Origin of the sequence: Streptomyces sp. NPDC002054 (assembly GCF_040296685.1) — a bacterium.
Classification (GTDB): domain Bacteria; phylum Actinomycetota; class Actinomycetes; order Streptomycetales; family Streptomycetaceae; genus Streptomyces.
Genome location: NZ_JBEOXT010000050.1, coordinates 1 through 14,790 on the forward strand (window position 1 = coordinate 1; position 14,790 = coordinate 14,790).

Below are 14,790 nucleotides of genomic sequence, written 5' to 3' on the forward strand. Positions count from 1 at the left end.
ATCGCGAAGCGACGCGACGAAGGAGCGCCCTTGAGGCCGACGGCCGCACCGGAACGACACTGGGACTGACGGGCAGCCCCCGGACACCACCTGATTCCGTTCCAGAGGAAACCCGCCACCCCCGTCCCCGCCCAACCGCCGGACTCCGTCCGGCCACAGCCCGCAGGGGGGGCCGGGCGGGAAACCCCGCCCCACCTCCGGACCCCGCCCAACCCCCAGCGGACCCCCACCCACACCAAAGGCGGGCCGCGCAGCACACACGCGCGACCCGCCTCCAGCCGTCGTACAGCCGTTCCGGCTACTACAGGAACGAGTTGATCTCGATGGTCTCCGTGCGCCCCGGCCCCACACCGATCGCCGAGATCGGCGCGCCGGACATCTCCTCCAGCGCCTTCACGTACCCCTGCGCGTTCTTCGGCAGGTCCGCGAAGGTCTTCGCCTTGGTGATGTCCTCGGACCAGCCCGGCAGCATCTCGTAGATCGGCTTCGCGTGGTGGAAGTCGGACTGCGAGTACGGGAGCTCCTCGACGCGCTTGCCGTCGATCTCGTACGCGACGCACACCGGGATCTCCTCCCAGCCGGTCAGCACGTCCAGCTTGGTGAGGAAGAAGTCGGTGAGGCCGTTGACCCGGGTGGCGTAGCGCGCGATCACCGCGTCGAACCAGCCGCAGCGGCGGTCGCGGCCGGTGGTGACGCCGCGCTCGCCGCCGATGCGGCGCAGGTCCTCGCCGTCCTGGTCGAACAGCTCGGTCGGGAACGGGCCCGCGCCCACCCGCGTGGTGTACGCCTTGAGGATGCCGATGACCCGGGAGATCTTGGTCGGGCCGACACCGGTGCCGGTGCAGGCGCCGCCCGCGGTCGGGTTCGACGAGGTGACGAACGGGTATGTGCCGTGGTCGACGTCGAGCAGGGTGCCCTGGCCGCCCTCGAACAGTACGACCTTGTCCTCATCCAGCGCGTTGTTCAGGATCAGGGTCGTGTCGGCGACGTACGGGCGGATCTGCTCCGCGTACTGGAGCATCTCCGCGACGATCTGCTCCGGCTCAATGGCCCGCCGGTTGTAGAGCTTGGCGAGCAGCTGGTTCTTGCCTTCCAGCGCCGCTTCGACCTTCTGGGTGAGGATCGACTCGTCGTACAGGTCCTGGACCCGGATGCCGACGCGGTTGATCTTGTCGGCGTAGGTCGGGCCGATGCCGCGGCCGGTGGTGCCGATCTTGCGCTTGCCGAGGAAACGCTCGCCGACCTTGTCGAGGGTGACGTTGTACGGCGTGATCAGGTGTGCGTTACCGCTGATCAGCAGCTTGGAGGTGTCGATCCCGCGCTCGTTGAGCCCGCGCAGCTCGGAAAGGAGTACGGAGGGGTCGACGACGACACCGTTGCCGATGACCGGCGTGCAGCCGGGGGAGAGGATTCCGGAAGGGAGCAGGTGCAGTGCGTACTTCTGGTCGCCGACGACGACCGTGTGGCCGGCGTTGTTGCCGCCCTGGTAGCGCACTACATAATCAACGGATCCACCGAGCAGGTCGGTGGCCTTTCCCTTGCCCTCGTCACCCCACTGAGCTCCGAGCAGCACAAGAGCGGGCACAGGCGTACACCTCTTCCGGATGGGGCATGTCCAAGGTCAGGGGGCGTACGACGATGTACACCGCAGGCTGAGCCGTCGGACCGGTACCCCGGAATAGACGAAGCCCCTGGCGCAATAGCGCAAGGGGCTCTTGCACAAAGATGCTACCCGAGGAAGGACCGAGGTGTCGGCTCCAGAGCCCACCATGAGCGAGGCGGGCGCGCCGGTAGGCGCCCTGCTTGTGCTCGTCGACCCGGTCGCCCGCCGTCTTGACGGCGAGTCCGTGCGGATCGCGAAGGATGTGCTGAGTGCGGGGGCGGCGGCAAAAATCTGCCTCCCCGAGACCCCTGAGGAGTTCGCGCGGGCGCTTGCCCGCCGGGGCCATCGGCGTCCGGTGATCGTGGGGGACGACCGGGCGCTGGTGCGGGCGGTGGGGCTGCTGCACCGGGAGCGGGCGCTGGCGGCGGCCGGGGCGCTGTCGCTGGTGCCGGTGGGGCCGCTGTCGGCGCTGCCGCTGGCGCATGCGCTGGGCGTTCCGACGGGGACGGTGGCGGCGGCGCGGGCCGTGCTGGACGGCGTGGTGCGGACGTATGACCTGCTCGTCGACGACTCCGACGGGGTGGTGCTGGGCGGGCTGCGGATCCCGGCGGTGGCCGAGCCGGCTGGGCCGGGCGGGCCGGGCGGGTCCGGCGGGTCCGGCGGGCCGGATGCGGGTGGCCGGCGGCCGGTGGCGGCGCGGTCGGTGTGGAGTGCGTGCCGGTCGCTGGTACGGACCCTGGGGCGCCCGCCGGTGGGCGGGGCGGCGGCGTCCGGCGTGTCCGCGGCGCGGGCTCCGGGCCTGAGGCCGGGGACGGCGCCGCTGGTGGCGGGGTACCGGCTGCGGGTGGAGGCGGACGGGGTGCTGCTGGCCGATCTGGACCGGCCGGTGGAGGACGTGTCGGTGGTGGGCCGGGACGGGCTGGCCGAGGTGGTCGTCCGTACAGGTGCCGGTCCCGGTGGGGACGGGGGCGGTGACGGCACCGTGACGGCGCTGGCCCGCTCGGTGACGGTGTCGGGGGCGGACTTCCGCTACCGGGCCGACCACGCGGTGTCGGGGCCGGTACGACGCCGGACATGGACGCTGCACCCGGCGGCCTGGACCCTGACGGTGGCACGCGACCCGGCCTGACGGGCCGGGCGAGGCCGGAGGCTGCGGCGGGGTCGGGCAGGGCCGGGCCGGGCCGGAGGCTGCGCCGGGTTGCCGGGTTGCCGGGTTGCCGGGTTGCGGGGCTTCCGGACTGCCGGGGCCGGGGCGGACCCGGCGGGGCCAGAGCACGACGGATCCGGCAGCGCCGGGCCGGGACGCGGCGGCCCCGGTGTGGGCCGGGGGCTACCGCGCCGCGGCGCGGCTCAGCTCTGGCCCGGGCTCCGCCCGTCGCCCTCGCTCAGCCCCTCCGCCAGATCCCGGTCGAGGTCGAGCGTCGCCCGGTGTACGCGCCAGCGGTCCAGCATGGAGAGCATCTCCCCCTGGAGGAACTCGAAGAACGCGGCGGTTTCCGCGACCCGGGTGCCGGCCGGGGAGTGCGGGCCGAGGCTGACCGCGCCCTCGCGCAGGGTCCGCTCCCAGCCGCTCAGCACCTGGTCCCGGCGGGTGAACGTCTCGTACCAGAGCTCGTTGTGCAGGACGTACCGGTCCCGTCGGGAGCCCGGCTCGCGTTCCCGGCTGACCATGTTGACCTGGCTCAGGTAGCCGATCGCGCCGGATACCGCCGCCGGGCTGATCTGCAGGGCCTCGCCGAGCTCCGCCGAGGTCATGCTGCCCTTGTCGCTGGCCAGCAGGCAGGCGAAGACCCGCGCTGCCATCCGCTGCATGCCGGCGTCGGTCAGCTGCCCCGCGAACCGCTCGACGAACCGCGACACCGCCTCCCGGTCCCGCTCCCGGTCGCCGCCGACGTCGCCGTCGCCGCCGCGCTCCTGCTTCACACCCATCTCCGCTTCCGCCACACCACCGACTGTACGCGATCTTTTTGACACTTCCCTAGCTTCACAACTTTGTGAAATTAGCGTACGTTCGGAAACATGACGAAGGCAAAGGCAATCAGCGTCGCCGGACTCCACAAGGTGTTCGGCCGCACGCACGCACTGGACGGCCTCGACCTCTCGGTCGCCACCGGCGAGGTCCACGGCTTCCTCGGCCCCAACGGAGCCGGCAAGTCCACCACCATCCGGGTCCTGCTCGGCCTGCTGCGCGCCGACTCCGGTACGGCCGAACTGCTCGGCGGCGACCCGTGGGCCGACGCCGTCGCCCTGCACCGCCGCATCGCCTACGTCCCCGGGGACGTCACCCTGTGGCGCAACCTCTCGGGCGGCGAGGCCATCGACCTCTACGGCCGGCTGCGCGGCGGCCTCGACCGGGCCCGCCGGGCCTCCCTCGTCGAACGCTTCGAGCTCGACCCCACGAAGAAGGGCCACACCTACTCCAAGGGCAACCGGCAGAAGGTCGCCCTGGTCGCCGCCTTCGCCTCCGATGCCGAGCTGCTCATCCTGGACGAGCCCACCTCCGGCCTCGACCCGCTGATGGAGGAGGTCTTCCGGAGCTGCATCACCGAGGCGCGCGCCGCCGGCCGGACCGTCCTGCTCAGCTCGCACATCCTGAGCGAGGTGGAGACCCTCTGCGACCGGGTCAGCATCATCCGCAAGGGACGCACCGTCGAGACCGGCACCCTTGCCGACCTGCGGCACCTCACCCGCACCTCGGTCAGCGCGGAGCTCGCCGGACCGCCCAACGGGGTTGCGCACCTGCCCGGTGTGTACGACGTGGACATCACCGGCCACCGGGTCCGGCTCCAGGTGGACACCGACAAGCTGGATGCCGTGCTGCGGGCGCTCACCGCCTCGGGCGTACGGTCGCTCACCTCGACCCCGCCCACCCTGGAGGAACTCTTCCTCCGCCACTACACGGCCGAGGGGGCGAACGCACGATGAGCAGCATCAGCAGCAACCGCCAACTCGCCGGAACCGCCACCCTGCTGCGGCTGGCCCTGCGCCGCGACCGCGTCATGATGCCGGTCTGGATCCTGGCCACCAGACTGACCGTCGTCAGCATGCCGGGATCGCTGGGAAGCATCTACGCGACGGCCGCCGAACGGGCCCAGATTGCCGCCACCATGAATGCCAACAGCTCGATGCGCGCCCTGTACGGGCCGGTGTTCGGCGATTCCCTCGGCGCGCTGACGGCATGGCGGATCGGCGGCTTCGCCGCGGTGCTCGCCGCGGTCATGAGCCTGGTCATCGTGGTCCGGCACACCCGGGAGGAAGAGGAGACGGGACGTCAGGAGCTGTTGTCCGCGGCGATGGTGGGGCGGCGGGCTCCGCTGACCGCCGCGCTGCTGGCCGCCCTGGTCGCCAACGGCCTGCTGGGCCTGCTCGTCGCGGGCGGTCTGGCGGGCCGGGGTGCGGGCGGGGCGCTCGCCCTCGGTCTCGGGATCGCGGCCACCGGCATGCTGTTCGCGACCACGGCCGCCCTGACGGCCCAGCTGACCGAGAGCGCGCGGCTCGCCAAGGGCACGGCGGCGGCCGTGCTGGGTGCGGCCTTCGTGCTGAAGGCGGCGGGCGACGCGGGGGAGCCGGGCGGGAGTTCGGTGCTGACCTGGGCCTCGCCGCTCGGCTGGCTGGAGAACGTACGCCCCTTCGCCGCCGAACGCTGGTGGGTGCTGGGGCTGACCTTCGCGGCGGTCGCCGGGCAGGCGGCGCTCGCGTATGTGCTGGCCGGGCGGCGCGATCTGGGGATGAGCTTCCTGCCGACCCGGCCGGGGCCGGCCGAGGGCCGGCTGGGGTCGGCCGAGGGCCGGCTGGGGTCGGCGGGTGCGCTGGCCTGGCGGTTGCAGCGGGGTGGCGTGCTCGGCTGGAGCGTGGGATTCCTGCTGGCCGGACTCGTGTTCGGCGGGATGGCGGACGGGGCGGCCGACCTGGTCGGCGACAACGAGCGGACCCGCGAGATCTTCGAGCGGATGGGCGGGCAGAGCGCACTGACCGATGCGTTCCTGGCGGCGATCGCCGGTCTGCTGGGCATGGTGGCCGCGCTCTACATCGTGGCCTCGGTGCTGCGGCTGCACGGTGAGGAGACGGGACAGCGGGCCGAACCGCTGCTGGCCGGCCCGGTCGGCCGGCGGGCCTGGGCGGGCGGGCATCTGGTGATCGCCTTCGGCGGTGCCGCGCTGATCCTGGCGCTAGGCGGGATCGGGCTCGGCCTCGGGCACGGCAGGGACATGGGCGCGGCCGTGGGGGCGACCCTGGTGCAGCTGCCGGCGGTGTGGGTGATCGGGGCGCTGGCGGTGCTGCTGCACGGTGTGGCGCCGCGGTATGCGGGGGCGGCCTGGGCGGTGGCCGGGACCGTGCTGGCCCTGGGCTGGATCGGTCCGGCGCTGGACCTTCCGCAGGCGGTGCTGAACCTGTCGCCGTTCGCGCATCTGCCGAAGCTGCCGGGCGCCGCGGACCTGTCGGGGTCTGTGCTTGCGGTCCTGCTGTCGACAGTCCTGGCGGCGGCCCTGGCCGGCGCAGGCCTTGCGGGCCTGCGCCGGAGGGACATGGTGTCCTAGTTGCGCAGCTGCGGCGCGACGATGTTCGCGTACGCGCTGTACTTCACGAACACGGGGTAGGCGCCGCGGGCCACGCAGTCGAGGACCACCCACGAGGTGATGCCGACGACGCGGCCGTTCACGACGAGCGGGCCGCCGGAGTCACCGTTGCAGATGGTGACGGTGCCGTTGTCGCTGCCGGTGGCCGGCTTGCCGACGCAGAGCATGTGGCCCTTGATGAAGCGGGAGCCCCAGACGTTGGGGCTGCTGCACTTGGAGTCCGCGTTGATCGGCATCTCCGCCTTGCGCAGGTGGTCGGAGATGTTCTGGTTGCGGGAGGTGGTGCGGCCCCAGCCGAGCGCGACGGCCTTGGTGCCCGGCTTGTAGGAGGCGGTGTCCGAGGCGGTGGTGACCTTGACCGGCTTGGCGGAAGTGGCGGTCGACAGGGTCAGGACGGCCACGTCGTTGTCGAAGGTCTTCGAGTTGTACTTCGGGTGGCGCCACTGCTTGCTGATGCGGTGGAGCTTGCCGCCGTAGAGGCTGCTGCCGTCGGCGAGGTGGCTCGCGCCCGTGACGACGACGCCGCCGGCGCGCATGTCACGGCCGTAGACGCAGTGGGCGGCGGTCAGGATCTTGCGGGGGCCGACGACCGAGCCGCTGCAGAAGTAGCCGCGGCCCTGCTTGTCCTGGAAGAAGACCTGGGCCATGTAGGGGTACGCGCGGACGTACTCCTTCTTGCCGCCGATGATCATCGTGTCCTTCTGCGGACCCGCGTCCTCGGCCTCGGCCTTGTTGGCGTCGGTGTAGCTCTTGATGATGCTCATCAGCCGGGCGTCGGACGGCTCGTTCGACTGCGGCGCGGCGCCGGCCGGAGCGGCCAGGGTGGCCATCAGCGCGGCGGCTATCGCGGTCGCGGCACCCGCGAGGGTGGCGCGTCGACGCGAGGACTTGGCAAAGAACATTCAGTCTCCCCGTGAAACGGTCGAAGCCGGACACGCGGGGGCAGGCTGCGGAAGCGCGGATTGCGCGGAAACAGGTACGGCACGGCTGCGTGGCAGAAGTGAACAGGCCGACGCAGTCCCCCCGACGTGCGACGTCAGGATCCTATGACATGACTCGGCCAATTCAGGCCAATATCGGATGGCCTTCAGCAGGTGACGAGGAGCTCCCGCAGGCCGCGGATCACATAGCCGTCCTGCCACTGCGGCTCGCGGACCAGCCGGATGGGCGGAACGCCCGGGTCGAGGAAGGCCCCGAAGGAGGCCATGAGTTCCAGCCGGGCCAGTGGGGCGCCGAGGCAGTAGTGGATGCCGGCCCCGAAGCTGAGGTGCGGGTTGTCCTGTCGGGCGAGATCCAACTCGTCGGGGTGCTCGAACCGGGCCGGATCCCGGTTGGCGGATCCGAACAGCAGGGCCACCTCGGCGCCGCGTGGGAGGACGGTGTCCCCGATGCGCACCTCGTCCAGCACCCACCGCTCGAACATCTGGAGCGGGGTGTCGTACCGCATCAGTTCATCCACAGCTGTGGACAACTTTTCGGCAGGGCGCTCCCGGAGCGCCCGCAACTGCTCCGGATTGCGGAACAGCGCCCACCAGCCGTTCACCGTGGTGTTCAGGGTGGCCTCGTGTCCCGCGTTCAGTAGCAGCACACAGGTGGAGATCATCTCCTGTTCGCTGAGCCGCCCCTCCTCGTCGTGCGCGGCGATCAGCGCGGAGATCAGATCCTCCCCCGGCTTCGCCCGCCGCTCGCCGATCAGGCCGTGCAGGTAGGAACTGAACTCCACGGAGGCCGCCACGGCCCGCGCCGCCGTCTCCTCGTTCGGCTGCAGCTCGAACATGCCGCAGATGTCCGCCGACCACGGCCGCAACAGCCCCCGGTCCGACTCCGGCACGCCCAGCAGCTCGGCGATCACCGCCACCGGCAGCGGCTCGGCGACGGCCGTCAGCAGATCCCCGCCGCCCTCCGCGACGAACGCGGCCACCAGGTCCTGCGCCATCCGCCGGACGGTGGGCGCCAGCCGCTCCACCGTCCGCGGCGTGAACGCCTTGGACACCAGCTTCCGCACCCGCGCATGGGCGGGATCCTCCAGATCCAGCAGCCCGTTCGCGTTCAGGACGTGGAACGGCTCGTGCGCGGCAGGCGGTGCGGTCTGCCCGAACTCCTCGTACGAGAACCGGTGCAGATAGGTCCGCCCCAGCCGCCGGTCCCGCAGCAGCGCACTCACGTCCGCATGGTGCGGCACCAGCCACTGCCCGGTCGCCTCGCACCACACGGTCCGCCCCTGAGCCCGCAACTCCCGGTAGGCGGGGTACGGATCGGCAACGAACGCGGGGTCCCACGGATCGAAGTCCATGACCGCACACCCTAGGGGCTGAGCCCCGCCTCCGGGCCGCTATGACGGGGTGACCAGACGCGCCTCGTAGGCGAACACCGCCGCTTGGGTGCGGTCGCGCAGGCCCAGCTTCACCAGGATCCGGCTCACATGCGTTTTGATCGTGGACTCCGCGATGACCAGCCGGTCGGCTATCTCCGCGTTGGACAGGCCCTGGGCGATCAGGACCAGCACCTCCGTCTCCCGGTCCGTCAGTTCCTCCACCACCGCCCGGCCCGTGGGCTTGGGCGTGTCCGACAGCCGGGAGAACTCCGACAGCAGCCGCCGGGTCACCGACGGCGCCAGCAGCGCCTCGCCCGCCGCCACCACCCGGACACCGTCCGCCAGCTGACGGGCCGACGCATCCTTGAGCAGGAACCCGGAGGCTCCGGCCCGCAGCGCCTGGTACACGTACTCGTCGAGGTCGAAGGTCGTCAGGACCAGCACCTTCGCGTCCGCGTCCGCCGCCACGATCTCCCGGGTCGCCTCGAGCCCGTTCAGCTCGGGCATCCGGATGTCCATCAGCACCACATCCGGCCGCAGCGCCGCCACCTGGGAGATGGCCTCCCGTCCGTCCACCGCCTCGCCGACCACCTCGATGCCCGGCATCGCGTTCAGCAGGACGGAGAACCCCTCCCGGACCATCATCTGGTCGTCCACGATCAGCACCCTGATCGCCGGCTCGGTCATGCCGCCTCCTCGGCCGACAGACTGCGCACCGGTATGAACACCGCCACCTCGTAGCCCCCTTCGGCCGTCTCGCCCGCCGTCATCTCCCCCTCCAGCATGGCCACCCGTTCCCGCATCCCCGTGATTCCGTGCCCGGTGCCCGAGGAAGACCGCACATCTCCGCTCGGCGGGTCGTTGACGATCCGCAGCCCGAGCCCGCCCAGCACATAGGACACCTCCACCCCGGCCCGCGCGCCCGGCGCATGCCGCAGGGTGTTGCTCAGCGCCTCCTGGATGATCCGGTATGCCGACAGCTCCACCCCCTGCGGAAGTTCCCGCACCGACCCGGTGACCGTCTTCTCCACGCTCAGCCCGGCCTCCCGGACATTGGCCAGCAGCCCGTCCAGCACGGCCAGGGTCGGCTGCGGGGCCTCCGGAGCCTCATAGTCCGCGGACCGGACGACCCCGAGCACCCGCCGCAGTTCGGTGAGTGCGGCCACCGCGTTCTCCCGGATCGTGACGAACGCCGCCTCCAGCTCCGGCGGCGGGTTCTCCACCCGGTAGGGCGCCGCCTCGGCCTGGATCGCCACCACCGACATGTGGTGGGCGACCACGTCATGCAACTCCCGGGCGATGGTGGTCCGCTCCTCCAGCAGCGTCCGCCGGTCCCGCTCCACGGCGGTCACCTCCTGCTGCGCGGTGACCTCCTGCACGGCCTCCGCCCGGATGTGCCGGACCGAGACGACCAGCAGGGCGACCGCCGAGGTGAAGGCCACCTCCTTGATGTTGAGCGACTGGCCGCTGCCGAGCAGGGCGACCATCGCGAACCCCAGCGCCAGGGTGATCAGCCACATCCAGGCGGCCACCCGCGGCCCGGTCCGTATCGCCACGATGACGAGCACGGCCAGGTAGGCGATGAAGGAACTCGGCGACCAGGGCCAGGTCATGCCCCAGGCGTTCAGGGCGGCCAGCATGCCCGTCGCGCCCACGCTGCACCAGAACGCTCCGACCGGCCGCACCAGGGTCATCAGCACCGGGCCGCCCGCGATCGTCCCCATGATCAGGGACGCGGTGATGTCCACATAGCTCCGGTTGGTGCCCAGCGAGACCGCCACCACGAACAGTGCGACCAGCCCCACCACCGCATGAGGGGTGTAGGCAGCCTGTGCCCGTATCCGCTCGGGCAGCCGCCGGGTCAGCGGCCCGTCCAGCCGCATCGGAGGCAGCGGGCGGTACGCGAAGACGTCCGTGAACAGGTCACGGCGCAGCTTGCGCGACAGGCCCAGGAACAGGCCGGTGGCCATGTCGATTTCAGGTGTGCGGGGGGTCCCCCCGGCGGCTGTCTTGGTCACATCTCAACGGTAGGGCTGCTGCCGCCTCGTCCGCGTCGCCGCCGATGGGGATCTCTCCGGGTCCCCCTCAAGTACTACCCGGTCCCCTCAGTACCCCGTCGGACGGACCAGACCCGTCTCGTACGCGAAGACCGCCGCCTGGGTGCGGTCGCGCAGCCCCAGCTTCACCAGGACGCGGCTCACATGGGTCTTCACCGTCTGCTCGGCGACCACCAGGTGTTCCGCGATCTCCGCGTTCGACAGCCCCTGCGCGATCAGCGACAGCACCTCGGTCTCCCGTTCGGTCAGCTGTCCGATCCGGTCCCGGGAGGGCGCACGAGGAGCCCCCAGCCGGGAGAACTCGGTGATCAGCCGCTTGGTGATATTCGGCGAGAGGAGGGCCTCGCCCGCTGCGACCACCCGGACCGCCTCGGCGAGCTGGTCCGCGGAGGCGTCCTTGAGGAGGAATCCGGAGGCTCCGGCCCGCAGCGCCTCGTACACGTACTCGTCCAGGTCGAAGGTGGTCAGCACCAGCACCTTCACCCGTGCCTCCGGTGCCCGGGTGATCGTGGCGGTCGCCTCGATGCCGCTGACCCCGGGCATGCGGATGTCCATCAGGACCACGTCCGGGTCGAGTTCGGCGACCTTGGCGACGGCATCGGCGCCGTCCACCGCCTGGCCGACCACCTCGATGTCGGGCTGGGCGTTGAGCAGCACGGTGAAGCCCTGCCGGACCATCATCTGGTCGTCGGCGATCATCACCCGGATCGGCGTGGTCATGAGTCCTTCTCGGTCGGAGGGTCCATCGGGAGTACTGCCGCCACCTCGTACCCTCCGCCGGGGCGGGGGCCGGCGACCAGCTCACCGCCCAGCATGCCCGCCCGCTCGCGCATCCCCAGCAGGCCGTGCCCGGCACCGGGGGAGGGCTGGGCCGGGCGGGTCGGGGCGGAGTTCGCGACGCACAGGTGCAGTTCGCGCGGCCCGTAGGCGATGCCCACCTCGACCCGGGAGCCGGGCGCGTGGCGGAGGCAGTTGCTGAGCGCCTCCTGGACGATCCGGTAGGCGGTGAGCTCCACACCGGGGGTGAGCGGCCGGCGGATGCCCGCGATCTCGGTGCGGACCTCCAGGCCGGCGCCCCGCACGTTCTCCACGAGCCCGTCGAGATCGCTGAGGGTGGGCTGCGGATGGTGCGGGTTCGCGGGGTCCTCGGGGTCCTCGGAGCGCAGCACCCCGAGGACGCGCCGCAGTTCGGTGAGGGCCTCCAGGGCGTTCTCCCGGATGCCCGCCAGGTTCTCCTTCAGCTCCTCGGACGGGTTCTCCACCAGGTGCGGGGCGACCTGGGCCTGGATCGAGATCACCGACATGTGGTGGGCGACGACGTCGTGCAGTTCGCGGGCGATCCGGCTGCGCTCTTCCAGCAGGGCCCGCTGTGCCCGCTCCGCCTCGGTGAGGGTCTCCTGTTCCGCCAGCTTGCCGCGGGCCAGCCGCACCGCGCGCAGGGCGTAGCCGAGGACGCCGGCGAAGCCGAAGAGGAGTACGGCCGACATCAGGGCCTCATCGCTGCCCGGCGGGTCCACGAGGCCCTCGGCCAGCCAGGTCAGGATCACCACGAGGGTGACGGCCTCGGTGGTGATCCGCGGCGGCACGCGCAGGGCGAGCAGCAGGATCACCACCGCGAACGCGGGCAGCCCGGAGGGCATCCAGGGCCAGCTCTGCCCGCCGTCCGCGGCGTGCGCGATGATCGCGGCCGTCCAGCCGGCCGCGATCAGCCCCAGCCAGAACCCGGCCAGCGGGCGGAACAGGGCGACCAGGATGGACAACCCGGTCAGCAGGCCCAGTGCGACCGGCGGGCCGCCCTTGACGCCGTACTGCGAGCCGATCTGTTCCGTGGTGAGGAAGACGAAGAACACCGCCACATACCCGACCAGGACGTGGGGCAGCCAGGCCAGCCAGCGCGGGCTGCGCATCCTCGGCAGCGGGTCCCGCTCGATGGTGAGCAGATCCCGGACGACGGTCCACACCGCCCCGCGCAGCCGTGCCGGGACGGTGGCCGGGGGCCGGTCGTTGTGCTCGCTCACGTCGTCCAGCCTATGCATGGGTGATCTCCCGGGTGGTGGCCGGCTGCGCGCAAGGGGGCTCGGCCCGGCGGCCGTTCGGGTCGCGGGGCTGCTCGTACGTACGGAACGCGGCCCAACAGACGAGCAGCGCCGACGCGAACACCGGAAGCCACAGCAGCCGGGCGGCTATCCACCCCGGGCCGTCCGGGACCGTGTGCAGTCCGGGCAGATCGGTCCCGGTGGCCAGGCCGAGCGTGGTGACGGCCATCATCGCGGTCTGGTGCCACAGGAAGAGGGTCATCGCGGACAGGTTGGCCAGAGCCACCGCGGCCCAGATCCGGGGCCGCCGCATCGCCCGGCCCAGCGGCCCGCGCAGCAGCAGGGCCAGCCCGCACTGGGCGAGACCGAAGGACACGGCGGCCAGCGTCGGCGGGTTCAGGTTCGACACGGAGGCACCCGGCACGCCCACCATGGACGCCGGATAGCCGCCCCACAGGATCAGCGCGGCCGCCCCGGCGGCCCCGACGCCCAGCAGCCAGGCCGCGCCCCGGCGGCCGGCGAACGCGCCCCGCGACCAGGCGGCGCCCACGGTGTAGGGGACGAGCCAGCCGGCGGCCACATTGATCCAGCCGGTCCACTCGGGCGCGCCGAACCCGAACCGGGCCAGGTCCACATGCGCGACGACGGCCAGCGGCCACAGCGGATGCAGCCGGGCCACCAGCGGGGTCACGGCGGTCAGCACGGCGAACACCAGCAGGAACCACAGCGGGGAGAGCACCAGCTTCAGCAAGGTCCGCACGGTGTCCGGCCCGGCGCCGCCGAGCAGCATCCCGGCCGTGGTCACCGCCCACAGCCCGAGGACCGCCGCGACCGGCCGGAACAGCCGGCCGAGCCGCCGCGCGACCCACTCCCGGTACGTCGTCCCCCGCGCCCGGGCCGAGGCCAGGCTGCGGGTGGCCACATGCCCGCCGACGAGGAAGAACACGGCCAGGGTCTGGAACACCCAGGAGACCGGGGCCAGCCACGGCATGTGCGCCAGCGGGCTGGTGCCGCTCAGGCCGCCCTCGGCGCCGGTCAATGCGGTGACCAGCCAGTGGCCGAGGATCACGCCCAGGATGCCGAGGGCCCGCAGGGCGTCCACGCTCCGGTCGCGGCCGGCCGGGGTGCCCGAGTCGATCCGGTCGGCCAGGGCCGCCCACCGGGAGCGCAGACCACGGATCTCAGGCATGGCCGGCCTCCCGGGCGGTGCCGAGGACTATGCGGGCGAGGCTGTCGAGGGAGCGGCTGCCCGGCTTGAGGTAGTCGCTGTGGCCACCGGTCCCGGCGGCGAAGGGCAGTGCCCCGAAGGCGGGGTCCACCGGGTCGGTACCGAACCCGACCCCGGCCACCCGCAGATGCGGCACCCGGCCGATCCAGTCGGCCTTGCCCCGCCCGGCCCAGACACGGGCCTCCGTCGGCAACGCCGCGGCGGTGTCCACACCCGCCCCGGGGCTGCCGAACAGCGCGAGGTCCGTGACGGCCGGGCCGGTCTCGGTGCGGGCACAGACCACCGATCCGTACGAATGGCAGAGCAGGGAGAGCCGCGCCCCGGGGCCGGCCAGCCGGCGGAGCCGGTCGGTGAAGGGGCCCAGTGCCCGGGCGGCCTCCTCGGCGCGGTCCCCGGTGAGGACGGCCGGGCTGACCGTGCCGGGAGTGTCATAGCCGAGCCAGGCCACCACCGCGGAGCGGGGATGCTCCGCCCGGAGGCGCTGCTCGAGCGCGACCGCCCCGGCACGGAGTCTCTGGTACGTGTCGAGCGTCGTGTCCGACCCGGGGACCAGGACGGCCACCCGGTCGGCGGTGGCGAGATCGCCGAGCACCTCGACGGCCCGGCCGCCGCCCCGGCCGTCGAAGGCGAGGAAGCGGGCCGTCCCGCCGGCCTCCATGGCCCGCAGCCGGGCGGCCCGCCCGGTCCGCCCGGCCTCCTCCGCCATCCGGACGGCCTCGGCGAGGTTGGCGCGGTTGGCGGCGTACCGCTCGGTGAGAGTGGCGTCCTCGGCGAAGGAGACGGCGGCGGGCGCGGGCACCTGCGGGGACGCGGCGGCCGACACGGGTACCGCGACGGCGGTGGCGATCAGACCGGCGAGCAGCGTGCGCCGCAGACGTCCGGGAAGGCGGGCCGGCCGGACTCGGTCGCGCTGGCTGCTCATCGGCGGTGTTCCCCACTTCGGTCGGTGTCCCCGGAGAGGCATCTGCTCTCTCC

General features: G+C 72.4%; 13 protein-coding genes. 3 read left to right on the forward strand and 10 right to left on the reverse strand.

Features of this window, described 5'->3' with window-relative positions; genetic code table 11:
• Positions 1–301: 301 nt before the first annotated feature.
• Positions 302–1,585 carry an adenylosuccinate synthase gene (locus ABT123_RS33190; RefSeq protein ID WP_351321543.1) on the reverse strand — a complete coding sequence of 428 codons (1,284 nt, stop codon included), beginning with the start codon at positions 1,583–1,585 and terminating at the stop codon, positions 302–304.
• 163 nt (positions 1,586–1,748) lie between these two features.
• Between ABT123_RS33190 and ABT123_RS33195 the strand changes: the two genes are divergently transcribed.
• Complete coding sequence (locus tag ABT123_RS33195; protein WP_502971131.1) at positions 1,749–2,732, forward strand: diacylglycerol kinase family protein; 984 nt, start codon at positions 1,749–1,751, stop codon at positions 2,730–2,732.
• A 221-nt stretch (positions 2,733–2,953) separates the two neighbouring features.
• Here the strand turns inward: ABT123_RS33195 and ABT123_RS33200 are convergent, their stop codons facing one another.
• On the reverse strand, positions 2,954–3,532 hold the full coding sequence (locus tag ABT123_RS33200) for a GbsR/MarR family transcriptional regulator (protein WP_351321621.1): 579 nt from the start codon (positions 3,530–3,532) through the stop codon (positions 2,954–2,956).
• 90 nt (positions 3,533–3,622) lie between these two features.
• Between ABT123_RS33200 and ABT123_RS33205 the strand changes: the two genes are divergently transcribed.
• Positions 3,623–4,528 (forward strand): ABC transporter ATP-binding protein, encoded by a 906-nt coding sequence (locus tag ABT123_RS33205; RefSeq protein ID WP_351321545.1) that lies wholly within the window; start codon positions 3,623–3,625, stop codon positions 4,526–4,528.
• Positions 4,525–6,141, forward strand: a complete 1,617-nt coding sequence (locus ABT123_RS33210) for an ABC transporter permease (protein WP_351321547.1) — start codon at positions 4,525–4,527, stop codon at positions 6,139–6,141. The genes ABT123_RS33205 and ABT123_RS33210 overlap by 4 nt, the downstream gene beginning before the upstream one ends.
• On the opposite strand, the gene ABT123_RS33215 is transcribed toward ABT123_RS33210, so the two are convergent.
• The 8 genes from ABT123_RS33215 to ABT123_RS33250 form a co-directional block, all read right to left on the reverse strand.
• On the reverse strand, positions 6,138–7,082 hold the full coding sequence (locus tag ABT123_RS33215; RefSeq protein WP_351321549.1) for a S1 family peptidase: 945 nt from the start codon (positions 7,080–7,082) through the stop codon (positions 6,138–6,140). The two genes, ABT123_RS33210 and ABT123_RS33215, sit on opposite strands and share 4 nt — an antisense overlap.
• Positions 7,083–7,267: 185 nt before the next feature.
• Positions 7,268–8,473, reverse strand: coding sequence for a cytochrome P450 (locus tag ABT123_RS33220; protein WP_351321551.1), 1,206 nt, complete (start codon positions 8,471–8,473; stop codon positions 7,268–7,270).
• Between the two features lie 39 nt (positions 8,474–8,512).
• Positions 8,513–9,181: a response regulator gene (locus tag ABT123_RS33225; RefSeq protein ID WP_351321553.1), complete on the reverse strand. Its 669-nt coding sequence runs from the start codon at positions 9,179–9,181 to the stop codon at positions 8,513–8,515.
• Positions 9,178–10,464 (reverse strand): sensor histidine kinase, encoded by a 1,287-nt coding sequence (locus ABT123_RS33230; RefSeq protein WP_351321623.1) that lies wholly within the window; start codon positions 10,462–10,464, stop codon positions 9,178–9,180. Before ABT123_RS33230 ends, ABT123_RS33225 begins: the two co-directional genes overlap by 4 nt.
• A gap of 135 nt (positions 10,465–10,599) precedes the next feature.
• The gene (locus ABT123_RS33235) at positions 10,600–11,271 is read right to left on the reverse strand and encodes a response regulator (protein WP_351321555.1); all 672 of its coding nucleotides are present in this window, start codon (positions 11,269–11,271) and stop codon (positions 10,600–10,602) included.
• Entirely contained in the window at positions 11,268–12,569 is a 1,302-nt protein-coding gene (locus tag ABT123_RS33240) for a histidine kinase (RefSeq protein WP_351321557.1), read from the reverse strand. Before ABT123_RS33240 ends, ABT123_RS33235 begins: the two co-directional genes overlap by 4 nt.
• Positions 12,570–12,579: 10 nt before the next feature.
• A complete protein-coding gene (locus ABT123_RS33245; RefSeq protein WP_351321559.1) occupies positions 12,580–13,776 on the reverse strand; it encodes an acyltransferase family protein in 1,197 nt (398 codons plus the stop codon).
• The gene (locus tag ABT123_RS33250; RefSeq protein ID WP_351321561.1) at positions 13,769–14,737 is read right to left on the reverse strand and encodes an alpha/beta hydrolase; all 969 of its coding nucleotides are present in this window, start codon (positions 14,735–14,737) and stop codon (positions 13,769–13,771) included. Before ABT123_RS33250 ends, ABT123_RS33245 begins: the two co-directional genes overlap by 8 nt.
• Positions 14,738–14,790: the final 53 nt, after the last annotated feature.